This is a genomic window from Terribacillus saccharophilus (genome assembly GCF_002272075.1).
GTDB classification, from domain to species: Bacteria; Bacillota; Bacilli; order Bacillales; family Amphibacillaceae; genus Terribacillus; species Terribacillus saccharophilus_A.
Genome location: NZ_NPBJ01000016.1, coordinates 46693 through 70236 on the forward strand (window position 1 = coordinate 46693; position 23544 = coordinate 70236).

Annotated in this window: 29 protein-coding genes and 1 riboswitch; of the genes, 7 read left to right on the forward strand and 22 right to left on the reverse strand. The window is 42.9% G+C overall.

Features of this window, described 5'->3' with window-relative positions; all coding sequences use genetic code 11:
- Nucleotides 1-76: 76 nt before the first annotated feature.
- The gene (locus CHH48_RS08490) at nt 77-949 is read right to left on the reverse strand and encodes a DNA-3-methyladenine glycosylase family protein (protein ID WP_095218712.1); all 873 of its coding nucleotides are present in this window, start codon (nt 947-949) and stop codon (nt 77-79) included.
- A 12-nt stretch (nt 950-961) separates the two neighbouring features.
- Nucleotides 962-1852 carry a LysR family transcriptional regulator gene (locus CHH48_RS08495; RefSeq protein ID WP_176466409.1) on the reverse strand — a complete coding sequence of 297 codons (891 nt, stop codon included), beginning with the start codon at nt 1850-1852 and terminating at the stop codon, nt 962-964.
- A gap of 114 nt (nt 1853-1966) precedes the next feature.
- Here CHH48_RS08495 and CHH48_RS08500 point away from each other — a divergent pair, with 114 nt between their 5' ends.
- On the forward strand, nt 1967-2518 hold the full coding sequence (locus CHH48_RS08500; RefSeq protein ID WP_176466408.1) for a flavodoxin family protein: 552 nt from the start codon (nt 1967-1969) through the stop codon (nt 2516-2518).
- 83 nt (nt 2519-2601) lie between these two features.
- Here CHH48_RS08500 and pdaA read toward each other — a convergent pair whose 3' ends face one another.
- From pdaA to CHH48_RS08515, 4 genes are all read right to left on the reverse strand, one after another.
- Nucleotides 2602-3393 (reverse strand): delta-lactam-biosynthetic de-N-acetylase, encoded by a 792-nt coding sequence (gene pdaA / locus CHH48_RS08505; protein WP_095218715.1) that lies wholly within the window; start codon nt 3391-3393, stop codon nt 2602-2604.
- A gap of 89 nt (nt 3394-3482) precedes the next feature.
- On the reverse strand, nt 3483-3629 hold the full coding sequence (locus tag CHH48_RS19490) for an SE1561 family protein (RefSeq protein WP_164072015.1): 147 nt from the start codon (nt 3627-3629) through the stop codon (nt 3483-3485).
- Nucleotides 3630-3683: 54 nt separating this feature from the next.
- Nucleotides 3684-4478 carry a YfkD famly protein gene (locus tag CHH48_RS08510; protein ID WP_095218716.1) on the reverse strand — a complete coding sequence of 265 codons (795 nt, stop codon included), beginning with the start codon at nt 4476-4478 and terminating at the stop codon, nt 3684-3686.
- A 63-nt stretch (nt 4479-4541) separates the two neighbouring features.
- Nucleotides 4542-4937, reverse strand: coding sequence for an OsmC family protein (locus tag CHH48_RS08515; protein WP_095218717.1), 396 nt, complete (start codon nt 4935-4937; stop codon nt 4542-4544).
- A gap of 142 nt (nt 4938-5079) precedes the next feature.
- Between CHH48_RS08515 and CHH48_RS08520 the strand changes: the two genes are divergently transcribed.
- A complete protein-coding gene (locus tag CHH48_RS08520; RefSeq protein WP_095218718.1) occupies nt 5080-6255 on the forward strand; it encodes an MFS transporter in 1176 nt (391 codons plus the stop codon).
- A 31-nt stretch (nt 6256-6286) separates the two neighbouring features.
- Here the strand turns inward: CHH48_RS08520 and CHH48_RS08525 are convergent, their stop codons facing one another.
- From CHH48_RS08525 to CHH48_RS08535, 3 genes are read right to left on the reverse strand one after another with little or no spacing between them, the layout of a single operon-like run.
- Complete coding sequence (locus CHH48_RS08525) at nt 6287-6976, reverse strand: amino acid ABC transporter permease (RefSeq protein ID WP_095218719.1); 690 nt, start codon at nt 6974-6976, stop codon at nt 6287-6289.
- Complete coding sequence (locus tag CHH48_RS08530) at nt 6973-7857, reverse strand: transporter substrate-binding domain-containing protein (RefSeq protein ID WP_095218720.1); 885 nt, start codon at nt 7855-7857, stop codon at nt 6973-6975. The genes CHH48_RS08525 and CHH48_RS08530 overlap by 4 nt, the downstream gene beginning before the upstream one ends.
- Before the next feature lie 23 nt (nt 7858-7880).
- Nucleotides 7881-8762, reverse strand: a complete 882-nt coding sequence (locus CHH48_RS08535; protein WP_095218721.1) for a transporter substrate-binding domain-containing protein — start codon at nt 8760-8762, stop codon at nt 7881-7883.
- 241 nt (nt 8763-9003) lie between these two features.
- Here CHH48_RS08535 and CHH48_RS08540 point away from each other — a divergent pair, with 241 nt between their 5' ends.
- On the forward strand, nt 9004-10839 hold the full coding sequence (locus CHH48_RS08540) for a heavy metal translocating P-type ATPase (RefSeq protein WP_095218722.1): 1836 nt from the start codon (nt 9004-9006) through the stop codon (nt 10837-10839).
- A gap of 17 nt (nt 10840-10856) precedes the next feature.
- Here CHH48_RS08540 and CHH48_RS08545 read toward each other — a convergent pair whose 3' ends face one another.
- From CHH48_RS08545 to CHH48_RS08555, 3 genes are read right to left on the reverse strand one after another with little or no spacing between them, the layout of a single operon-like run.
- Nucleotides 10857-11678 (reverse strand): YihY/virulence factor BrkB family protein, encoded by an 822-nt coding sequence (locus CHH48_RS08545; RefSeq protein ID WP_095218723.1) that lies wholly within the window; start codon nt 11676-11678, stop codon nt 10857-10859.
- A gap of 37 nt (nt 11679-11715) precedes the next feature.
- Nucleotides 11716-12063 carry a hypothetical protein gene (locus tag CHH48_RS08550; protein ID WP_095218724.1) on the reverse strand — a complete coding sequence of 116 codons (348 nt, stop codon included), beginning with the start codon at nt 12061-12063 and terminating at the stop codon, nt 11716-11718.
- Nucleotides 12063-12542: a low molecular weight protein-tyrosine-phosphatase gene (locus CHH48_RS08555; RefSeq protein ID WP_095218725.1), complete on the reverse strand. Its 480-nt coding sequence runs from the start codon at nt 12540-12542 to the stop codon at nt 12063-12065. The genes CHH48_RS08550 and CHH48_RS08555 overlap by 1 nt, the downstream gene beginning before the upstream one ends.
- Before the next feature lie 124 nt (nt 12543-12666).
- Here CHH48_RS08555 and CHH48_RS08560 point away from each other — a divergent pair, with 124 nt between their 5' ends.
- Nucleotides 12667-13692 carry a S66 family peptidase gene (locus tag CHH48_RS08560; RefSeq protein ID WP_176466407.1) on the forward strand — a complete coding sequence of 342 codons (1026 nt, stop codon included), beginning with the start codon at nt 12667-12669 and terminating at the stop codon, nt 13690-13692.
- A gap of 214 nt (nt 13693-13906) precedes the next feature.
- Here CHH48_RS08560 and CHH48_RS08565 read toward each other — a convergent pair whose 3' ends face one another.
- The 3 genes from CHH48_RS08565 to CHH48_RS08575 all read right to left on the reverse strand — a co-directional run bounded on the left by CHH48_RS08565 (nt 13907) and on the right by CHH48_RS08575 (nt 16753).
- Complete coding sequence (locus CHH48_RS08565; protein ID WP_095218727.1) at nt 13907-15280, reverse strand: LLM class flavin-dependent oxidoreductase; 1374 nt, start codon at nt 15278-15280, stop codon at nt 13907-13909.
- 79 nt (nt 15281-15359) lie between these two features.
- A riboswitch (SAM riboswitch) is annotated at nt 15360-15461 on the reverse strand.
- Between the two features lie 12 nt (nt 15462-15473).
- Nucleotides 15474-15845 (reverse strand): J-domain-containing protein, encoded by a 372-nt coding sequence (locus tag CHH48_RS08570; RefSeq protein WP_095218728.1) that lies wholly within the window; start codon nt 15843-15845, stop codon nt 15474-15476.
- Between the two features lie 71 nt (nt 15846-15916).
- A complete protein-coding gene (locus CHH48_RS08575; RefSeq protein ID WP_095218729.1) occupies nt 15917-16753 on the reverse strand; it encodes a CAP domain-containing protein in 837 nt (278 codons plus the stop codon).
- 499 nt (nt 16754-17252) lie between these two features.
- Here CHH48_RS08575 and mreBH point away from each other — a divergent pair, with 499 nt between their 5' ends.
- Nucleotides 17253-18260, forward strand: a complete 1008-nt coding sequence (gene mreBH / locus CHH48_RS08580; RefSeq protein ID WP_095218730.1) for a rod-share determining protein MreBH — start codon at nt 17253-17255, stop codon at nt 18258-18260.
- A gap of 139 nt (nt 18261-18399) precedes the next feature.
- Here the strand turns inward: mreBH and CHH48_RS08585 are convergent, their stop codons facing one another.
- From CHH48_RS08585 to CHH48_RS08595, 3 genes are read right to left on the reverse strand one after another with little or no spacing between them, the layout of a single operon-like run.
- Nucleotides 18400-18765, reverse strand: coding sequence for a VOC family protein (locus CHH48_RS08585; RefSeq protein WP_095218731.1), 366 nt, complete (start codon nt 18763-18765; stop codon nt 18400-18402).
- An 11-nt stretch (nt 18766-18776) separates the two neighbouring features.
- Nucleotides 18777-19409 (reverse strand): uracil-DNA glycosylase, encoded by a 633-nt coding sequence (locus tag CHH48_RS08590; RefSeq protein WP_095218732.1) that lies wholly within the window; start codon nt 19407-19409, stop codon nt 18777-18779.
- A 1-nt stretch (nt 19410) separates the two neighbouring features.
- The gene (locus tag CHH48_RS08595; protein ID WP_095218733.1) at nt 19411-19629 is read right to left on the reverse strand and encodes a YdbC family protein; all 219 of its coding nucleotides are present in this window, start codon (nt 19627-19629) and stop codon (nt 19411-19413) included.
- Between the two features lie 87 nt (nt 19630-19716).
- On the opposite strand from CHH48_RS08595, the gene CHH48_RS08600 reads away from it, so the two are divergent.
- Nucleotides 19717-19953, forward strand: coding sequence for a DUF2164 family protein (locus tag CHH48_RS08600; protein WP_095218734.1), 237 nt, complete (start codon nt 19717-19719; stop codon nt 19951-19953).
- A 13-nt stretch (nt 19954-19966) separates the two neighbouring features.
- Here the strand turns inward: CHH48_RS08600 and chbG are convergent, their stop codons facing one another.
- Nucleotides 19967-20695, reverse strand: coding sequence for a chitin disaccharide deacetylase (chbG, locus tag CHH48_RS08605; RefSeq protein WP_095218735.1), 729 nt, complete (start codon nt 20693-20695; stop codon nt 19967-19969).
- Nucleotides 20696-20910: 215 nt separating this feature from the next.
- Entirely contained in the window at nt 20911-21261 is a 351-nt protein-coding gene (locus CHH48_RS19495) for an IDEAL domain-containing protein (protein WP_175074231.1), read from the reverse strand.
- A 280-nt stretch (nt 21262-21541) separates the two neighbouring features.
- Between CHH48_RS19495 and corA the strand changes: the two genes are divergently transcribed.
- On the forward strand, nt 21542-22498 hold the full coding sequence (corA, locus tag CHH48_RS08615; RefSeq protein ID WP_095218737.1) for a magnesium/cobalt transporter CorA: 957 nt from the start codon (nt 21542-21544) through the stop codon (nt 22496-22498).
- Nucleotides 22499-22531: 33 nt separating this feature from the next.
- Here the strand turns inward: corA and CHH48_RS08620 are convergent, their stop codons facing one another.
- On the reverse strand, nt 22532-22843 hold the full coding sequence (locus CHH48_RS08620) for a carboxymuconolactone decarboxylase family protein (RefSeq protein ID WP_095218738.1): 312 nt from the start codon (nt 22841-22843) through the stop codon (nt 22532-22534).
- 135 nt (nt 22844-22978) lie between these two features.
- Nucleotides 22979-23515, reverse strand: coding sequence for a hypothetical protein (locus CHH48_RS08625; protein WP_095218739.1), 537 nt, complete (start codon nt 23513-23515; stop codon nt 22979-22981).
- Nucleotides 23516-23544: the final 29 nt, after the last annotated feature.

Here is a 23544-nt window from a genome sequence, read left to right on the forward strand (position 1 = left end):
ATGCACTAATTATAGCAGACGAAAGCACGACTTCCCAGCAATAATTGTTACCAAATTATAAAACTTGATATTAGTATCAGGTCTCAATACTTCTCCAAAGCGTCATAGTCGCATAACTGCGGTAAGGAGCCCATCCTTCTCCCCGCGTATGTATTGCTGATGGCGTAGGCTTTTCTGCGAGTTCGTCATAGAATTTTAGCGCATTTTGTACCCCGATATCAGCAGCTGGTAATAAATCAGCACGTCCCAACCCAAACAACATCCAGTTTTGCGCAGACCAGCTTCCAAGCCCCCGAATCTTCGTTAGCTCTGCAGCTATTTCCTCATTAGATAAAGCAGCAAGCTGTGCGAGATCTAGCTTTCCTTCTATCATAAGGCGGCTTGTATCAATGACATATTCAGCTTTTCTCTGCGAAAACTGCATCTTTCTTAAGTCGTCATACTCGAGGGAAGCAATTCTCTCCGGTGAGGGATAAAACCAGATATCATCCTCTTTAGTTCCGAATGCTTCCACGAAACGATTTGTTAGTGTGTAAGCAAACTTCAAATTCAGTTGCTGATGGATGATTGTTTTCATCAAACAATAATATAAATCAGTATCTTTTACGATAGGCGTTCCTGCATGTGCATAAAAAAGCCGCTCCAAATCAGAACCGACAAAATGAGCGGCTACCCCTGCAAGATCAATATCCCATTGGAGCCAGTTTTCCACCCAAGTTAGTATGTCCTCCTGCCTTGAAGAATCTGCAGAAGACACTTTAACAACAGGGGATGTGATTTTTCCGCTGAACTGGAGCACGACAATATGCTGCGAACCATCCCCTAATACAACAGGAAGCTTCATCAAATGCTCTTCTGTATCAACAACATTCAGCTGATCCATACTCCATCTTTTCATCAAATAATGATAATCGTATGTATGTGTTCCTGTAAGCTGTTTTTCCCACATCAGTAGCATCTCCTATCCTATTTGTTTTATTGCAAAATCAATTACATCATGCATCACTTTCGACAAGCGCTTATTCTTATGCCAAAGGAGCTTCGTAGTAGGCTGGGTGATCGGTTCATCCAGATGTACAGCGCTCAATTCACCTGTTTGCAATTCTTTCTCCACTGTCATGAGAGGCAAATACGATAAACCTAAACCAGCCATTACGCATTGTTTGATGGCTTCTATACTGCCGAATTCAATTATATTTTCTGGATGCAAACTCTGATTTTGTAATGCCTGTTCCAATTCCGTTCGATAAGCACAGCCTTTCTCCGTCAAGATCAAAGGATGCTGCATCACCTCCGCCAGGCTATTGGAAGGGTGAACTGCAAGCGAATGGCTTGGGGAGCTTATCAGAACGATTTTCTCTTGAAATAGAGAGACTGCCTCCAATAAACCATTATGCTGGTCGTCCCGCTCCATAATAAAGGCTAAATCCAACTCACCTTCTTGGAGCATCTTTTCCGAGGTTTTACTAGATGGAACAGGTTTCAGTATGACCTGTACCTGCGGATACTGATTGCGAATAAAGCGAAGGAGCTCAGGCAATCGGTAGATGCATTGACTCTCACATGCGCCGATTAGAAGTGTACCTTTCTCCTCTTGCTCCTCTTCAAATTCCTGTCGCATTTCCTCATGCAAAGCCAGCATTCTCTTAGCATAGCTCTGCATTTTCATTCCCGCTTCGGTCAAATAAATCCTCTTTCCAAGACGCTGAAATAAGTCTACACCATATTCCTTTTCCAGCGCTTTAATTTGTGCGGTCACACTCGACTGAGCGTAATCGAGCAGTTGAGCTGTCTTGGTGAAATTAAGTGTTTCTGCCGCTACAGCAAAGGTCTTCAAATTGTTTATTTGCAAAGCACACACTCCCTAAATCGCTTTTTCCGATCATAATAATCAAATTATTCAGCTTTTCCTATGTATGAGTGCAGTATACACTTTTTATATAAATATTGGAAAGGGCGTGGTTGCTTGTCCATCGGATTGATACTTGGCAGTAGCCGTACAAAAAGCAACAGCAGAAAACTTGCTGACATACTTATAAAAGGTACGGCACACAAAATACTTGATATTACAGAATTATCTCTGACAGACTTTGAAGATTTCCGTCATGAGCCTATACCAGCATCGCTTGATGAGAGTACACAGATCTTACTGGATTTTCTGCTAGAGCACGATGTAATCGTTATTGCTGCACCGATTTATTGGTTCGGTATACCAGGAAAGCTAAAAGTGCTTCTCGATCGACTTAGTCATGTTTTCAGACAGCCTGCTTTCATAAATCAAAAACCAAGGGAAGCAATCATATTAGCAGTCGGCGGTGATCGACCACGCATCAAAGGCTTACCTTTGATCTTACAGTTTCATCAGATATTCGACTTTCTTGGCATTCCTTTTCAACATTATGTCTTGGCAGAAGGTAACAAACCCGGTGATGTACGCTTTGACCAAAAAGCCTTAGCTGAAGTGGCATGGCTGCGCAGTTATTTGCAGAAAGGGGAAAACGATGAAGGACACATCTAAAAAAACATGGCATGACTACTTCATGGAAATTGTTCATGCTATCATCCAAACAAAATAAAAAAGCTGATCCTATTTAGATCAGCTTAAAATTGCGTAATGGCTTTCGGTAGGATATCTTGTTTGACCAAGTCATCCAGCGTACGGAAGGAGTACCCTTGCTTCTTCAATTCAATGATCAGTTTTTCCAATGCAATAGCATTATCCTCGGATACAGAATGCAGTAAGACAACTGCTCCTGGATGCATTTGGGCCATCACTTGATCATATGCGTACTGCCAGCCTTTCTGTTCGCCAGTTTTCCAATCTGCATAGGCAAGTGACCAGAATACATTTGTATAGCCAAGATCTTCAGACCATTTCAGTGAACGGGCACTAAAAGTACCGCGGGGTGCCCGCAAATAGTGCATATCGTCCTGATCCGTCAAATCCGCCACAGCATCCTCCAGCATCTCAAGCTCCCGCTGCATCTTTTCTTTAGAAACCTTCGTCAGATCTGGGTGATGATATGAGTGATTACCGACAATATGTCCTTCGTCGACCATCCTTTTAACCAGATCAGGCGCTGATGATACATAGTGACCTGTAATAAAGAAAGCAGCTGGGACATCGTGCTTCTTCAATACATCCAGGATATCTCCTGTATAACCTTGTTCATAGCCGTTATCAAATGTGATATATACTGTTTTCTCACCAGAATCATCTAGATAATAGCTGTGATATTCATTCAAAAGCTGCCCGTATTTGCCGATTTCAGGTATACTGCCATCCTTGCTCTTAACAAATCCCCACCCATAGCTGACGGGGCTTTCTGCAGATGCAAACGATGGTGTGACCAGCAGCAGACATAACAGCAGCATTATTGATTTCCATCGCATATGGCACACTCTCCTTACGGATAGATTGTGCCAAATCGACGTCACCTATGCGGTGTAAAAAATAGAAAAGACCGCGCATCAGCACGGTCTTATTTTAGTTTATTTTCCATTTCATCGAGCATCCGGAGCATTTCATCAATTTCCTCTAAAGAAGTCTCTTCCGGTTCGATACTATCCAAATAATCCATGAATGCAGACAGACGCTGCTTCAAATCATCAACTTTACTCGTTGCCAAAGATAAAACCCCTTTACCGCATTATCTGGCTCCAGTATACCACAGCACTGTTCGTTATTGTACGTTGAAGGTGAAAGACAGATGATCTTGAATCGGAATCCAAGCTCCAATTCCCTGTTTGGTAACATTTTTAACAACAATCTGCTTTCTTGATCCTTTTAACTCAAGATAAACTTCCCCGAAAGTGATTGTACCTTTTTCATTAACTGCCGGTGCGTACGCAGTAAGAATACCGGATTTATTCAAAGGCACACCGTATGCATTTTCCTTATTCGTGCCTTTTCCTATTACTGTTTGGAAGGAAAGCGGAAGCTTTGTGTTCTTCTGAGCCTGCTGCAGCATCATCAGCTTGATATCTCTAGGGTTATCGATTTCAGCTGTAAGCCCGCCTTTCACGTAGCGCTCTTCCTGCTGTTCATAATTCATTTGTTTCGCCGATTCTCCACCTGCATTGCTTAGCTGGTTCGTATTCACTTTTTGATACTGCCAGTTGATATTTGTTTCTGCAGACTGGTATTCGAGCGGCCAATGCCCCATATAAATCATGCCTCGGTACCCAATCGCAAGTGGAGATGGTTTCAGCGTCGATTCATTGAGTATTCGAATCAGTTCTGGATTCTGGATGACAATAGCACTGTCTTCCGTTAGTTCTCTGACAAGCTCACTAGGTTCTAGTACAATTTGATCCTTGTTTGAGTTCGGATAAGTATTTTCCTTCGAAATATTCAATACATGATTTGGTATTTCCGTATCTTTCTTCTGTACATTCTCAGCTTTCCCGGCTATGGAGAAAGGAAGAGTCAGCAAAGCCAGTGCCATGATTGCTATGAGGATTCTAGCATATTTCATAAAGAAAAGCCCCGCCTTTCAGATTTTTTCCTAGTATCTGAAGTCAGGGGCTATCCTATACATTTAATAATGGTTCAAATGAATTACTTCCAATCTTTCTTCGATCTCGATACTATCTTTAACTGTTTGCACCATTGAACAGTTGTTGTGTGCAAGCTGGAGGTTCTTCTCCAACTGCTCTTTGTCCAGATGAAAACCGCGTACAACGAAAGTCAACGTGATCCTAGAAATACGGTTTGCTGCCATTTCATCCCGCTCTACTTCTGCTGACACTTCCATATCATCAATTTCCAGCCGCTGTTTATCCATGATTTTACGAAAAACAGACGCACTGCAGCCTGCTATCGAGGAAACCATTAGCTGATAAGGCCGGATACCGAATAGCTCATTTCCGTCTATATCCAAAGTTTGATGTGGTAGTTCGATACGAAATCCATGCTGCTTCATTGTCAGCTTCAATTTCCTCATCCCCTTGCGAATTCTTTATGCATTGTATTCCCTCTTGTATAATTTTCTAACCTAATCAGTCCGATTGACCAAAACAAGGAAAAACTATACAGTAGGATTGGGAAATCATCTTACATACAGGGGTAATAGACATATGAGAAATGCGTACAGTTTTTGGATTTTAGTCAGTATTGTCGCAGTCTCCGGTTTTAGCCAAGGGCTGCTGCTTCCGCTGATTGCCATCATATTCGAACAGGATGGCCTTTCCTCATCTATGAATGGTCTTAATGCAGTTGCCATCTACATCGGTATCTTACTTGTATCGCCATTCATGGAAGCTCCGTTGCGTAAATTCGGTTATCGGCCAGTCATTATGGCAGGTGGGCTAATCGTCGTCGTAGCACTTCTCGCTTTTCCATTATGGAAGTCATTTTGGTTCTGGTTTGTTCTGCGTCTGTTGATTGGTATTGGTGACAATGCCCTTCATTTCGGCACACAGACATGGATTACATCATCATCGCCTGAAAAAGTACGAGGTCGGAATATTTCGATTTATGGACTTTTCTTTGGAATTGGCTTTGCTGTCGGTCCGCTTATGACTTCACTTGTTAAAGTTTCAGAATCTTTGCCATTCATTTTATCTGGTGCTCTTTGTTTGATCGCTTGGGTCACTCTTTTCCAGCTGCGGAATGAGTTTCCAACGGAAGAAAACACACAATCCGCACAGCAGCAAGGACTTCTGAAGCGGTTCGGCTCGACCTTGAAATATGCATGGGTCGCTTTCCTGCCGCCGCTTGGCTATGGCTTCTTGGAATCTTCTTTGAACGGAAGCTTTCCTATCTATGGCTTACGCCAGGACATCGGTGTGTCGGAAGTATCCATCTTGCTTACCGGATTCGCCATTGGCGGAATCGTTTTTCAGATACCGCTTGGTATGCTCAGCGATAAATTTGGACGGAAGTACACACTTTTGACGGTAATACTTCTTGGGACAGTCTTTTTTGGAACTGCCGCATTTACAGAACAGCATTATATTGCCCTGTTCATCTGTTTATTTGCAGCTGGTATGTCCTTAGGGTCCACCTTCTCGCTTGGGATAAGCTATATGACAGATTTAACTCCTAGGCATTTGCTTCCGACAGGCAATTTGCTTTGCAGTATAACCTTTAGTATCGGGAGTCTTGGCGGACCTTACATCAGTGGGGTATTTATCGAGAAAATGCCACATCTCAGTTTCTTTTTCATCATGACGGTCATTTTCGCTGGTATCTTTGCAACACTGCTCGTTCACGCGATTTTCACCAAACATGCTGTTGTAGCGGAACAGTAAAAAGGGATGCGCCCACTGGGCACATCCCTTTTTAATTGATGTATCGGGAGAATCGCTTCTCCAGACGTTCCTGGAAATAAGAAATAATAATACAAAGCGGCCAATATACAAGCGCCACCGTAATGTACATTGTCATGGAGTCAAAAGTACGGCCAGCTACAATCTGCGCCTTTTGGAACATTTCCGGCACCGTAATGACTGCTGCCAGACTCGTTGCTTTCACCAAATCAAGGAATACATTTGTAAGCGGCGGCATTGCTACTCGCGCTGCTTGCGGGACAATGACCCGAGTCAATGTCTGCCAGTAGTTAAGACCAAGCGCATAGGAGGACTCCCATTGGCCATAAGCAATACTGTTCAGCGCCCCTCTGTTTACCTCGGCAATATAAGCCGCACTATTCAATCCGAAAGCAAGAACAGCACAGGTAAAAGCATCCAGCCTAATCTGTACAACTGGTAATCCTTGATACAGGATGAACAAAAACACCAATATCGGCGTCCCGCGCATAAAGGAAATATAAAACCGTGCAGGCCATCGAAGGAGAAAGAATCTCGAACTTCGACCAATCGCAAGGAAAAACCCGAGAAGCAGTCCCATAGCCATACCAGCGAAAGCAACTGCTATCGTCATTGGCAATCCTTCAAGTATGAAAGGAAGGTTCTCCCAAGCTAATTCCGCATCAAAAAATTTGCCGATATCCACCAGCTCAAATGGTATCATTTCTCTTCTTCCTGCTGTTGTTCCAATACCTCATCCACTGTTGGAATATCCTCATCCGGCTGCTTTGAAACATCTGCACCACCGAAGAATTCCTCGGATAGCTTCGTCAACGTACCGTCTTCCCTCATTTCACTCAGAACCTTGTCCACTTGTTTCTTTAACTCCGTTGCTTCCTTCGGCATAATTGCAGCATTGGCTGTTTCATCGAATTTAAAATCAGGATGGATCGTTATATTGAAGTCCGAGAATGCTTGCAGCGCCAAGGATTGAAGATAATAATCATTGATGATTAAATCTGTACGTCCATTATCGACATCACGTAAATAAACATCATTTGTTGTATTCCCATACGCTACTACTTCAGCACCTAATTCCTCAGCAATTTCACTATAGCCAGTCGTTGCCTCACCGCCAGCCTTTTTACCTTTCAAATCCTCTAATGAATTGATGCCGGAAAGGTCATCTTTACGGACAATCATTGTTGTGTAGGAATACTTGTACGGTTCACTATACGCGAATTTTCCCTTCCGCTCATCCGTCACACCAATATCATTGGCAGCAAGATCAACTCGTCCGTTTTGGACCGAAGCGAGCATGTTATTAAAATCAGAAGTCTTGAATTCCACTTCCAAATCCAGACGTTTCGCGATTTCTTTGATTACCTCTACATCATATCCAGTAATGTCATCCGAACCTTCCGGATAATAGCTTGCCGGATACAAAGTTCCAGACGTTCCAACTGTAATTTTTCCGGAGTCTTGAATAGCTTCCCATACTTTATCTTCCGATGCTTGCTCAGCACTATCATCGTTAGAAGAACCGCAAGCACTTAAAACAAGCACAGCCAGCAAGCTGCAAAATACAAGTAATCGTTTCTTCATTATAATGTTTCTCCTTTTTCGAATCACTTATTGCCTTCTTGTTCCAGCAATTCATCTACTGTTGGTAATTCTTCATCTGGCTTCTGTGAAACATCCGCTCCGCCATAGAATTCCTCTGACAACTTAGACAATGTACCATCTTCCCGCATTTCGTCAAGAGCCTTGTCCATTTGTTTTTTAAGCTCTGGGGCATCTTTCGAAAGAATCGCACCTTGTTCAATTTGGTCAAATTTGAAATCCGGGTGAATCATGATGTTGAAATCAGGAAAAGCCTGCAATGCCAAAGACTGCAAATAAAAGTCATTAATGATTAGGTCTGTCCTTCCATTATCCACATCACGCAAGTACACATCATTTGTTGCATTGCTATATGTCACAACCTCTGCTCCAAGCTGCTCTGCAACCTTACTGTGATTTGTTGAAGCTTCTCCTCCAGCACGTTTTCCTTTTAAATCCGTCAAGCTGTGAATACCAGACAAATCATCTTTCCGTACGATCATGGATGTATAGGAATACTTATACGGCTCCGAGAAAGCGAATTGCTCTTTTCTTTCATCAGTAATCTCAATATCATTTGCTGCTACATCAATTCTTCCGTTTTGTACAGAAGCAAGCATGTTATTGAAGTCGGAAGTCTTAAATTCCACTTCCAAATCCAGACGCTTTGCAATTTCCCTAACTACTTCCACGTCATATCCTGTAAGCTCATCAGAACCATCAGGATAATAAGAAGCTGCAAATAATGTACCAGATGTACCAACAACGAGTTTACCTGACTCCTGAATCTTTTCCCACGTCTTATCATTGCCAGCGCTTTCAGAGTTGCTGTCACCATTTGTTCCACAAGCTCCCAAAAGAAGCACAATTACAAATAAACTACATATAATACCTAATCTTTTCTTCACGAAGTCACACACTCTCCCCTTGTTTTATTTTAATATATCCTAAAAGATAACAGGTAATCTCCACTATTTCAATATTTTTCTGAACTGTTTCACTTTTAATTCTAAACTGTTATATATCTATATAAAATTTATTATTTTTTTATATTGATTTTAATCTAGCAATAGAATATAGTGAAATTACTATTAAATTATAATAATTATAAACAAGCTACATATATATTTCTAGGGAGGGTATAAACATATGAAAAAACATTTAGAACTAATTGCTGCTTTAGTTAGTGGTGCCCTTATTCTCATCACCTATTTCACTTTCCACGGAACAGAAGCTGCACCTTTTCTTTATACTGCAGCATATCTCATCGGAGGATTCTTTAAAGCGAAGGAAGGTATTACAGAAACTATTACGGAACGGAAACTTAATGTAGAGATGCTGATGATTTTCGCGGCTATAGGGGCAAGCTTTATCGGCCATTGGCTGGAAGGTGCCTTGCTTATTTTCATTTTCGCCCTTTCTGGTGCTTTAGAAACTTATACAGAGAATAGAAGTAGTCAGGAATTACGTGCACTGCTAACCCTACAGCCAGATGAAGCAACCAGATTAATCGCTGGTAGGAAAGAGAGAATTTCTATTGATCAGCTTCAAGTCGATGATCGTATACTCGTACTGCCTGGACAACGTATTCCGGCTGATGGAATCATTTTAAAAGGAACGACAAGCATTGACGAAAGTGCCATTACCGGAGAAGGTATACCAGTAACAAAAACAGAAGGACATGAAGTTTTCGCCAGCACTGTCAATAGCAGTGCAGTATTGGAAATACGTGTCACAAAGCCCTCAGATGAAACATTGTTCCAACGCATCATCACGATGGTGCAAACGGCTCAGGAACAAAAATCACCCGCACAGCATTTCATAGAGCGATTCGAAGGCCCCTATGTCAAAACTGTTTTGCTGTTAGTTCTGCTCGTCATCCTGGTTCCACCTTTTATAACAAATTGGTCATTTACCGAGTCATTTTACCGTGCCATGATCCTGCTTGTCGTCGCCTCTCCATGTGCACTGGTAGCATCGGTCATGCCAGCAACCTTATCAGCTATCTCGAAAGGAGCAAGAAACGGGATATTAGTCAAAGGTGGTTCGCATCTGGAAACACTCGGACGAGTAAAAGCTGTAGCATTCGATAAAACAGGCAGTTTAACAGTCGGGAAGCCATCTGTCACAGATTTTCTTGTCAGCAAAACTGCTGAAGCATCCCTTGTGCTTAAAGCAGCTTATGCTATACAATCTCAGTCCTCACATCCTCTAGCTAAAGCTGTTGCTGCTTATGCACATGCTGATAATATCAACCAAGCGGAGCAAGTAACCGATACTGCCGGGCAAGGAATGCATGGGATATGGCAGGGACAGAAATGGCGGATCGGAAAAATTTCTTATATGCAGAATCCAGCTGATCAAGATTTAACCGATCAAGCTAATGCATTGGCCGCTGCCGGCAAATCCCTTGTTTATATCGAGAACGAATACGGATTAGCCGGTGTATTTGCTCTGCAGGATACGATAAGACCAGAGGCAAAAGCAGCTATCCGTTCCTTATCCAAGCTTGGCATTTCCACTATCATGCTTACAGGTGATAACGACCAGACTGCAAAAGCTATTGCCAAAGAAGCAGGTATTACAATGTATCGCGCCAACTGCCTGCCTGATGAAAAGGTTGCGGAAATCAAGAAACTGGAAAGCAGCTACGGTACAATAGCCATGGTAGGCGATGGAATTAATGATGCCCCTGCCCTTGCTACTGCTCAAGTTGGAATTGCCATGGGCAATGGAACCGACGCTGCACTGGAGACAGCTGATATGGTCCTGATTAAAAATGATTTAGGTAAGCTAGCCGATGCCGTCAAGCTTTCAAAGCGCATGCGGAAAATTATCAAGCAAAATGTCATCTTCTCCGTTTCCGTCATTTTATTACTTATACTGGCTAATATCAGTCAATATCTCGGTTTACCACTCGGTGTGGTCGGGCATGAAGGCAGTACAATCCTCGTCATATTGAATGGACTCCGACTCTTAAGGTAAAAAAAACGGCTCCCTTATCAGGAAGCCGTTTTCGCTTTCTTCCGCTCATCCAGCATGGCGTTGATCTCACCGCCAGTGATGATGATAATGCCAGAAAGATAAAACCAGATCATCAGGACGATGACTGCCCCAAGAGAACCGTATGTCGCGGAATAATTGCCAAAGTTATCAACATAGAAGGAGAATAACAGGGATGCAAGCATCCAGCCAATTGACGCGACGGCTGCTCCAACCATCGATTCTTTGATCGAGATTTTCTTACTTGGCGCTAGTACATATAATGCAAGCAATACAATGAAGAATATTACAAAAGAAATCACCCAGCGCAAAGCACCCCATACAGTTAGGAAACCATCATCCAATCCGAAGAATGAAAAGATGTAAATACCGATTGATTTACCGAAGATTGGCAGTAAGAATGCTACCGCGATGACGAGTACCATAGCGATTGTAAGTACTACAGCTACTCCTCTGGCTACGATGAAGGATCTATCTTCATTGACGTCATATGCCTTATTCAAAGCACGTATGATGGCATTGACACCATTTGATGCCGACCAGAGTGTTGCTAAGATACCAATGGACAATAGACCGCCGTTCCGATCATTGACCAGACCCGTTATATTTTCTTCCAGCAAATCCATGGTCGAATCAGGTGCGAATGTTGATAATGTATTCATGATATCTTGTTGACTGACCGGCAAGAATGCGATCAAGGATACAAGAAAAATGATAAACGGAAATAGTGATAGTAATAAAAAATAAGCCAGCTGGGCAGACAATCCAGTAACTTCATCATTACCGATTCTCTGCCCAAGCTGTTTTAAAAAGCTCCCCATGGTTCCTCCTCCTTCTCTCTCTAAAGCCGCCTTTTCTTTATCTGGCTGCTACTGTATTACCACCGCTTGCCAATTGTTTCGGACGCTGTCCGGCTGGCAGTTCGATCTGATCGTCGAGCTTACTTACCTTCTGCAGTGCATGTTGGACTTCCTCCAGTCCTCTCAAGCCTTTATCAGCTGAAGTAGATACACTGGTCGCCACTCGAGCGTAGGAAGTTTTAACATCCTCCACGAAAACACCTGGATTACGAAGGTAGAACACCGCTTCAGAACCTGCACGCATCAAATTGCCGCGTACATGCTCCCTAGTCTGTGCATCACATAACGAAATCAAGCCGCCGACTGTAGCACCAATCGTTAAACCTAACGTGAATTTACTTTTCATCAAACCGGCTCCTTCCATTCTGTCTGTTGTTTTATTGTCTCGCACAATTCCGCACACCCAGCCTCGAGCATCTCATACACAGCTTCAAATTCATCAGTGAAGAATGGGTCATCGACATCCTCTCCAGCACGCTCCGGAAGAAGATCTGAAAAAAGCTGATAACGCGACGTATGAGCAGGAGCTATAGCAGATATATCCTGCAAATTAAGCTGATCCATCACAATGATGTAATCGTAGGCTTCCAAGTGCTCTGCCAGGATTTGCTTTGCCTGATGGTTAACTATCGAAATGCCCTTTTGTCCGAGAAGCTCACGAGCAGAAGGATGCATTTCCTTTCCTTCATGCCAGTGACCGATACCAGCTGAGTCGACTGTAACAAATTCAGATAGACTTGCTTCCTCTATCCGTTTGCGGAAAATCGCCTCAGCCATCGGCGAGCGACAGATATTGCCCAAAGAAATAAACAACACATTTATCATTCACTCAACTCCCTCGTTTTATAAATGTGAAAATGTGCGAATGTCTGGTATTCCATTCCCCCTAGAACAACGGTTCAAACGACAGTGTCCATGCTATAATATGGAAAAGGAAAGGGTGATAGTAGTGTCGACCATTTATCCAAGCGCTTTAACTCTTAACTCCACCTTCGCAATTACCGCTCCATCCAGCGGAGTTCCTGCTCCATTGCATTACAAAATACATAAAGCTAAAAGTCAGCTGGAAAAACTCTGTGCCCATGTAGTCATCGGAGAAACTGTCTGGACACAGCAAGCGGCAAGAAGCAGTTCTGCTGAAACTAGAGCAAACGAGCTGATGACCTATCTGACCGATCCCGCAATTGATGCCATTATGCCGCCATGGGGCGGAGAGCTGCTTGTACAAGTATTGCCTAGGCTGGATTGGGACAAGCTATCCAAGAGCAAACCGACATGGCTGATTGGTTATTCTGACACAAGCACACTTTTATGCAGCTATACACTCCAGACGAATATTGCATCTGCCCATGCGACTAATTTCTTTGATTTGAATATGGAAGCACTCGATGAAACGACAAAGCAATGGCATAAGATATTATCGGCACCATCCCGCAAACACGTTGTTCAGCACTCCTCCCTTATGTATCAATCTTCATGGGACGCGCTTTTTGAACTAGATAATCCTTCGGGTTTCGATTTGGATAGCAGTACAGAATGGAAATCCACGACAAATGAAGCTGTATCCTTTACTGGTCGCTTAATTGGCGGCTGTCTGAATACATTGACGACCATAGCCGGGACGAAATTTGCACCAATCAAGGAGTGGCGAAAATCTTTTAAAGAAGACACAATCGTCTACTTGGAATGGTTGGATTGGGATACAGCAGAAGCTTACCGGAATCTTTGGCATCTGAAGGAGCACGACTGGTTCGATGGAGCAAGTGGCTTACTAATCGGCAGGCCTTCTCGGAGCAATCCTTCAGAGGATTATACAGATAAACAGATGATCCATGAATTTGCAGATGAAATTGGCCTGCCCATTATCTTTGATGCTGATATCGGGCATATGCCCCCGCAGTTCACAATGATTAATGGTGCACTTGCAACAGTTTCCTTTCAGAATAAAAGCGGAACCCTGACTTATTTGGAATAAAAAAGAGGCTGGGAGAATAGTATTTTGGCCAAACAAAAATCCGAACGAAGCAGTGAATTTGCTTAGGTTCGGATTTTTTCACTTAAATTGCGAGACCCCGGAGTGCGTTAGCACGAGGAGCATCTCCAGCCGCCCGCGGAAAGCGCAGTGTATTTCCGGAGCGGCAATTCAACCCTTCCAACCTAGAAATTGTTCGCCTTTAGGGATGAGCTATCTAGTTTTGTCCCAGCCTCTTTCCTTGTTTTGCAGGATGTGCCGCAGCTAGATGCGGGTGTCCGTACAATTTCTCCCTGAATGTTCCATCTGCATAATCCTTCTTATATAATCCTCGCTCCTGCAAGATAGGTACAACTAATTCGACAAAGTCATGCAGATCTTTTGGTGTAATGTAATGTGTCAGATTGAAGCCATCTACTCCGCTTCGCACAAAAAAATCCTCGATTTTGTCCGCAACTTGCTCAGGACTGCCGATAATGATATCCATTTCAGCAGGTTGGCTAAATTTTTCCTGTATCTCTTTGACTGTAAATGGCTTGGCAGCATCCTTTGTCAGATAAGCAGCTCGCGATTGACCTTGTTCTGTGTGCTTGTATGTGAACAGCTCTTCTTCATTTTCATAAGAAGCCAAATCATAACCAGTAGAGCCGCCATATTGGGCCTTGGCAGCATCTGCGCTCCAATAATGTTTAACTTCATCATATTTTGCAAGAGCTTTCTCCTCCGTTTCAGCCACTACGACATGCAGGAAAGTAAACGCCTTAATTTCATCGCGGCTTCTGCCATACGCCTCCGCCCGCGCTTTAATATCTTCGATGTAATAGTTGATTTTTTCTGGTGTAGGTCCTCCGACAAAAACACATTCAGCATGTCTTGCTGCGAAATCCCTGCCTTTTTCCGAAGTACCTGCTTGGTAAAGCACAGGTGTACGCTGCGGAGATGGCTCACTCACATGCGGCCCTTCTACTGAGAAATAGGTACCCTTATGTTTTATACGGTGAACTTTTTCCGGATCCACTAGAACCCCTGTTTCCGGATCCGAGATAACAGCATCCTCTTCCCAGCTATCCTCTAGCAGCTTATAAGAAACCTCTAGGAATTCATCAGCTATTCTGTAACGTTCATCATGCTTAACCATCTTATCCATCCCAAAATTCTGAGCAGCATTCGGTAAATAGGATGTAACGATATTCCAAGCAACACGCCCATTTGTCAGGTGATCAAGCGTCGAAAATTTACGCGCATTATGAAATGGCTGTTCATAAGATGTACTGACAGTGACAGCGAAGGACAAATGCTTCGTCACAGCTGCCATGGCCGGGATAACGAAGGCTGGATCATTAAGCGGCACTTGCACTCCGTCACGCAGCGCTGCCTTTTCATCCCCTCCATATACGTCATAAACACCAAGTACATCTGCAAAGAAAATCGCATCAAACTTTCCTTTTTCCAAAAGGCGTGCAAGCTCTATCCAGTAATCCAGCGACTTATATTCCCGATGCCTTCTGTTCTCCGGATGCTTCCATAAGCCATGGGCGTTATGATTGGCGGCTGTCATATCAAATGCTTGCAGGATAATTTGTTTCGTCATTGTTCTCCACTCCTCTAATTATGTAAAAAAAGCCTCTTCCGTTTTACAGAAGAGGCTCCTTATCCAAGGTAAAATGCTCCTCTTATCTGTCAGACTTGTCGTCTGCTGGAATTGGCACAGTACATTACTGCCTGCTGCCGAGGCTTCAAAGGGCCAGTCCCTCCACCTCTCGTGATAAGAAAATATTATTTAGTTAGGTTAGTTTATGTTCGATTTGTTCCCGATATTGACTGAGAGTGCCTGGCGAATTTCGCTTAAGCTTCTGAAGCAGTGCTTCGTATTGGATCTCTTTCTCGCTGATCCGCTTTCGGTAACACGCTCGTTCAGTGTCGTTCGTACAAACGTGAAGTAAATCGCGCAGTGCTACAATCTCTTTTTGCAGCTCCATTTCAGGCGGAATATATCCAGCATTCTTGAGAATTTTGTAGCTCATCCGCATATCCTCCGGTACACCTGATAAATCCTCCAGCTCCAAAGGTTTTCCTGCTCCTGGAAGGTTACGGAACTCTCCATTGGCTTCAGCCTGCTTGATTCGTTCTTCCGCAAGCAGCGAAATCAGATCCATATAATCACTCCCTATATACAAGAAAAGCAACCGATTATAATCGGTTGCTTTTCATTATACAATAATCTGAATTATTTACCAATGAATTGTTGTGTCCAGTAGTTACCGTTTTCTACATAACCTACACCGATATTAGTGTAATCAGGGTTAAGGATATTCTCACGGTGACCTTGGCTGTTCATCCATGCTTCAACGACTTCTTCTGGAGTCTTTTGTCCTTGAGCGATGTTTTCACCTGCAGTTTTATAAGAAATACCGAAAGATTTCATCATATCGAACGGAGAACCGTAAGTTGGGCTGTTGTGATCGAAGTAACCATTGTCAGCCATATCTTTGGATTTCGCACGAGCTACTTTGCTTAGTTCAGTATCAGCTTTTAAAGCTTTAAGACCAGCTTTTTCACGCTCTTTGTTAGTCAAGTCCACTACTTGCTGTTCGAATGCACTTAGACCTTCAGTAGCTTGTTTTTCTTCTGTTTGCTTGTTATCAGAAGCAGTTTCTTGTTTTTGTGCTGGAGCTTGAGCTTTTTGTTCAGTTGCTTGCTCTTCAGCTTTTTCTTCTTTTTTAGGAGCTGCTTTTTGCTCTTCTTTATTAGAAGCAGGTGCTTTCGCTTCCTCTTGCTTAGGTGCTTGAGTCTGCGCTTTCTCCTGTTGAGCTGGCTGCTGTACATTGTACTTCGCTAGCAAGCTATCAGTATTAATGTGAATGTTATAAGCTGATAGATATTCATTCACCCATTTATTCAAATCTTCGATAGAAGAGAAAGATCCGCTTTTCACTACTTGTGCTACGTGCACTTGAGCTTCTTCTTTAGTTGGTTGAGCTGGTGCAGCATTTGCTGTTCCTGCCAAAGCGCCACCTGCTAGGATAGCTGTAGATAGTGTTGTTACTAATACTTTCTTAAACATGATGTTGCTCCTTTCGAGATGTGTGTTTTCTGTTGCAGCAACATCATAGCATGGGTTTTTGTGTAATATTGCAGCCTAGAATTTCCAATAGGCATACAAGCGTAAACAGCTTCGTGAAAAGTCAGTTCTTATGCGAAATCTTACCCATTTTATCGACTACGAAACTAGCAATAAACAGCGTCCTTTCTATTTATTGGATGTAATTTAGGATTGACACCCTTTTTTACTCCTAGATTTTGTAACAATACCTCAGTTTTTGTAATCAATCTGTAAATTGACTTACGCTTACTACTCTCATATAATCCTTTTCTCCTAAACTTATTAGTTTAATCTCCCAAATTAGGATAAAGGTATCTCTTTATCACCTCTATACCAGGTGATAGAATAAATTATGTCGAATCTTAGCGGCTTTTTAGCTCTTTGACAGATCTACCCCCATAAAGCTTTATACGGGGGAGAATAAATATAGTAGAAATATGTCATTATTGGAGGAAATATAATGTTTTCTAATCCCGAAATCGGAATAGACCTTGGCACTGCAAATATACTTGTGTATACAAAACAAAAAGGAATCGTATTGAATGAACCTTCTGTGGTTGCGATTGATATGGAAACAAAAAACGTTGTTGCTGTTGGAGCAGAAGCGAAAGAAATGGTCGGTAAAACACCTAAGAATATCGTACCAATTCGTCCTTTAAAAGATGGCGTAATCGCTGACTATGATGTAACAGCTCAATTATTGAAAGAAATCCTGAAAAAAGTGAGCAAAGTGATGGGCTCTTCCCTTCGCAAACCAACCATCGTTGTCTGCACACCGTCTGGAAGTACTTCCGTAGAAAGACGCGCTATACATAATGCGGTCAAATCGTATGGTGCTAAACATGTTCACTTGATTGAAGAACCAATAGCTGCAGCAATTGGAGCTGACCTGCCTGTAGATGAGCCCGTTGCGAATGTAATTGTCGATATCGGCGGCGGTACAAGTGAAGTCGGTATTATCTCATTCGGCGGCGTTGTTTCTTGCCGTTCTGTCCGCATCGGCGGGGATTCAATGGATGAGGAGATCATCCAATATATCCGCAAGCAGTACAATATCCTCATTGGAGAAAGAACTGCAGAGCAAATTAAAATGGAAATCGGCTATGCTTTGATTGACCATGATGAATTGATGATGGATGTCCGCGGCCGTGATATGGTAACAGGATTACCGAAGACTGTCGGGATTTCTTCTAAGGAAGTACAAGTAGCTCTTAAGGAATCATTGGAGCAGATCCTCGAAACAATTCGTATGACATTAGAAGATTGCCCGCCAGAACTAAGCGGAGATATCGTTGACCACGGTGTCATCTTGACTGGCGGAGGCGCATTGCTAAAAGGAATGCAGCAATGGCTTGCATCTGAAATCTCAGTTCCTGTTCATTTGGCTCCGAATCCACTGGAATCTGTTGCAATCGGTACAGGTCGTGCCCTGCAGATGATTACTAAACTGCAAAAAGCAGCAAAATAAAAAAAACAGGCATATCAGTCAGCTGATACGCCTGTTTTTTTATGGAAAAGCGGAAAAGACCGCTTAGAAACGAAGGAATAAGTGAGAAAGCCTGGAGTGAGGTGCCTTTTCCTCGCACAAGGATTTATCGCTTAAGCCGCTATTTCTGGTCTTTGGATCTGGACTGCACAAGTCCGATACCGATTCCGACCGGGTCAACCAGATAAGCGAGATAGAAAGAATCAAAATCCATCTTTTCTCTTACAACAACTGCTCCTTCTTCTTTTGCAGCTTGAATGGCTTTATCCAAGTCTTCCACTTCAATCTGGATTCTTGTCCCATGCGGAAAATCATGTGGGCCTTTACTGATTCCTCCATCAATTGCTCCAGCTGTCTCAACCTCATGATAACCCCAATTTGGAGCACCGACCTTCCAGCCAAAAACATTAGCGTAGAAGCTCGCCGCCTTATCCGGATCTTGGCTGTTCAATTCAAACCCGATTACTTTACCGTTGACCTTTTCCATTACATCTCTCCTTATCTGTTCAAAAGTTCGCGAATCTTATAGGCATGCTCTTCAATTACCGGTCGCAGGCCCGGATTATAAAAAACGGACGCTGGATGGTAAGTCGGGAAGATACGATATACCTTCTCGGAAAGGATGAAAGAATCCTCCTCCAAGCTCTTTAATTGCTGAATCGGCTGTTCTATCAGCCTTCCAGCAACTTCTGTAATTTTCTCCTTCGAACCAGTTATCCGTTCCCAGCCTATTCTCCCCAGAGTCACGAGAACTTCAGGTTCCGCTTGGGCAATTTCATAATCGAGAACGGGCGCATGCGCAAGAACTTCAGCCTTAGTTGGGGTTCGATTATATTTCTTCGTGATGGTCTCACCGCGTATTTGCTTCGTCTTATATTGATAAGGTCTGCTTCTGACTGCGCTTGAAATAAAAATCTCTGATCTCTCTACAGCAGCTCGCTCCAGAAACAGATCCAGCTCCTTGCCAGCTCGTCCGCTGAATGGCACCAGGCTATGTATCTCCGTTTCCCCTGGCGCTTCTCCGACAAAGAAAAGAACCGGATGCTTCGGCCCTCTTCCAGGCAGGAAACCTTCACACGGATAAGGAGCCATTCTTTCTTTGGCTAACTGAACCAACTTCTCCGGCAGCATGTCAGTCCTGCTCCTGCAATAAAGTGCGCAATGTCCTGACTTCTTCAACAGACAATGTGATACCTTTTCCCATCTTCTCATGCTCCGGCGCCCAGTCCCGGATATCATACTTCGGCTCCCGCCCATTCCAGCTGATCAAATTGAGTCCCTTCTGCCATCCTTTAGGTGATACAGATAGCACTCCGAGTTCTTTCACTATCTCATAAGATAATTCTGCCATCGTTACTCCCACCTTTTTTCCTTTTCTAAAGTCTAGCAGAACTTTCTGCTATAATGAAACGAAAATAAGCCAACGGAGGGAAAACACGTGCAAAACCCAATCCAATTAAACGACACCCAGCGCAATGAAATGATAAGTTCCCTGCAGACGTATTTCGAACAAGAAAAAGACGAGCAGCTAGGCGACCTGGCCGCAGGTCTGCTGCTCGACTTTATCATTAAAGAACTAGGTCCTATTTTTTATAATGCTGGTATCGAAGCATCCTATCAGTTTATGAATGAAAAGATGGAGGATCTTTTTGGGATTCAGGTGAGGGAGCGATGATTGCTCTCTCAGCTTAAGCGATATGTGTGAATGTCGCCAACTCAATTGTCTTGCTTTGTTTGATCCAATCAACTACTTTACTGGATGTGAGTAATTCTACTTCATCCAGCCGCGGGTAATTATAAGAGGATCCTGTATAGATAGCTTTATCCAAATAACCTGGATGGGACATCACTTCAAGTGTATCTGCGTCACCGAAGATCTCTAACAGTGAATCTTCATCAGCCAAAGCTTTCTCTAGAGACAACTCAAATTTTTCCGTAGTGACATACGCTGCTGGCAGCTTCATATTATGGCGGACAGGTAAGCCATACCTATCGGCAAGTTCAAGGAATACTTCATCGATTTCTTTATAGGTATTGATATGGTGATGACTATCCAAGTGTGTCGGTGTAAGCCCGAATGAAAGAAAGCGTTCGATCTGTGCTTGCCACTCCGTTTTCACTTCCTCCCGATCAATCGTATAGGAGCCTTGATAGAATGCTAGATTACGGAAAGAACCATTACTATCGACTATTGTCTTATGTGTCGTTAATAGTGGTTCCCCGCATGTCAGCACTAAGTGGATACCGACGCCAAGATTTTGATGCTCCTTAGCTAGCGCAGCTGCGTGTCCAGCACCCGGCATATTGACCATCATTGTAGCTGATGTTAATACCCCATTTTGAAAGCAATCAAGAATACCGTAGTTTACGGCATGGGAATACCCAAAATCATCCGCGTTTATAATTAGCTTTTTCATAAATCCCTCTCCTTTTGTGAACAGAATGCAGGCTATACATTACTTCTCTACAAGAGATTAGATTACCTCCTGCCTTGAATCAGCAGGCAGCAATATCCCGCTCAGAATTTCCTTAAATACACTTCCAACTCCTTCATCTTTACCATAGTACTGCTTCAACCGGTGTCTATCCAATTTCAAGAAAATAAAAACCGAGCAATATCTGCTCGGTCCAGTTAATTCGGGATATATTCTGTACTAGACTCTGATTCCAGTTCGTCTAGTATCTTCAATTCTTCTGTCAGCTGCAGGAACCAGTCCTTATCGCCGGAAATAAGAGATAGATCAATAAGATTCAAAAGATGCGCCTTGCTCGGATCCACTGTTGGCGGAAAATACTTGATCTTGCTTTGGAAGGTTTCGATCGTTTTGCCGATCGTATTTTTATGGTCACTTTCTGTAACGTATACTTTCACCGTGTTCAGTTTCGCATTCACTGCTTCCACGAATCCGGTAAATAATTCATCATTTATCGAATGTCCTGTTACCCAGTCACCAACAGTTACAAAGCTTTTATTTTCAGACATATCGTTGTCCTCCTTCAGCTTAACCGGCTGGCTAAGCAATGGTGATTGTTGTAGGTTGTTGAATACTATAAAAGATTCACTCCAAAAGCGCAATACTTTTGCGTATAAAATTTTAAAATATTCAGACAAATGGCATTTCAGCAATTTCACAACAGTTACAATGCTTGGCTGTATATTCATTTTATACCCCATAGCCCTTTTCTTTAATCACACTGCTTGTCGTTTTCTCTCTGCCTCCGAATACGTTATAATGTGGCTATATATTGCAGGAGGTTGTACCATGATACGCAGCATAGCGATAACACGTGACAAAAAAATACTTAAAGATCTGCCGTATCAGGAACTAAACAGTCCTGAAATACTCTGGTATTGGGTTGATTTTAGTGTACCTACAGAGGCCGAATCAGATAAACTCGGAGAGATCTTCCACTTTCACCCATTGGCAATCGAGGATTGCTTTCATTTCCTTCAGCGGCCAAAGCTCGATGAATATGACGGGTACCATTTCCTCGTTCTTCACGAACTGAATCACGAGTCTTTCGTGTCGGATGAATTGGATATCTTTATTTCTGAACGTTATGTGGTCACCTTTCATCTCGAAGAATCAATGGCAGCGGACCACGTTTGGCAGCGAGTTATGGAAGAAGGTCCATCAGAGCATTCTCCATCAAAAATTGTCTATCATCTGATAGATAAATTAGTCGATGATTATTTCCCACCATTATATAAAATGGAAGATCGGCTTAATGAGATCGAGGATGAAGAAAGCCATAAATCACCGCAAACTGTAATAAATGAGGTATTTGATATCCGCAGTGATCTGCTTAGAACCCGGCGTACGATTGCACCAATGCGAGATTTGATCTACCGCCTGCTCAGTATTCAGAAATTCGATTTTGTTCAAAACCAAAAGGCCTATTTTAATGATATTTATGACCATTTGCTGAAACTTACTGAAATCGTTGATTCCAATAGGGAGCTCACATCGGATATGCGGGACAGCTATGAGTCGATCAATAGCAATCGAATGAATGCAATCATGATGACTCTGACAATTGTTTCTACTATTTTTATTCCATTAACCTTTATCGCCGGGGTATACGGGATGAACTTTGCTTATATGCCGGAGCTGCAATGGAAATATGGGTATCCGGTTGCAATGCTGCTGATGGCTGTTATTGCCTTAGTAATGCTATGGCGCTTCAAACGAAAAGGCTGGTTCAATATCTTTAAATGACAAAATGCGTGCAGAATCATCTGCACGCATTTTTCATTGGTCGTCCACTACTTCTTTTAATAATGACATAGCTTTCAGCGAAGGTGGGAACCCATTCAACAATGCACAATGTTGGATTGCCTCCATCATCTCTTGGACAGAAATGCCGGACAGAAGAGCAGCTTCGAATTGCTGCCGAAGTGCACGCTCGTCTCCGTTTGTCACGAAAACAGCTATGCTTAGCAATGCTAGGAATTTACCGTTAAGCCCGGTATATCCATTCTCTCCACTCTCAACAGCAAGGTTCTCTTCTTCCTTCATCAGCTTAGCCACCAACGCCCAACCTTGATCTTTTGCTTCCTTCATCGGGAACCCTCCGGTTAATCCTTGGGCAAACCTAGACCTATTTTCCTAGCTGCACATCTCTATTATCGGTAGAATCCATAAGTTATGAACAATTCAGAAGAAAAAATTTCATATTTCTAAACAAAGAAACAAAGATTAAGGTCTGGCACTCCATGGCTCAACTGTTCCGACAATATAGCGATGCTCCCGCAGTTTAACTGCTTCTCTTACTCCATTCGCTATTTCCTCATTTGTAAGCCACCTGGAAGCGCCTCCGGTTAGCTGGAAACCTAGAATGATTTCATGATAATCGATAGTATCAGAATAGTTAGGTGTATAGTTCTGTCGTGAATCATGCGCACTGCTTCCTTTTATATGAAACAGTTCTACCCTCTTTGCTAAAACGCCATAAATACTGCTCAAAGCCTGTATTGCATTGTTTCCACTGCGATGAATCCAACTGACAATGATATCCGGCGCTGGCATATCTTCAAGCTTTTTTTGAAAGCTTTCTAGCTGATGGTAATCTGCTTGTACAGTTCGGAGAAGCTCTGGATAGGCAGCGCATTTGGATAAACGTCGGAGTTTTTCCTCCGTTTGAGCAACGACTGTCACCTTATGCCCCTCCTGATTCCAATCAAGGACAGCTGCTTGGAGCATGCCAGTTCCTCCGATCACTAGATAATGTTTCATAATAATCTCCTTCACAGAATAGGAGCCCG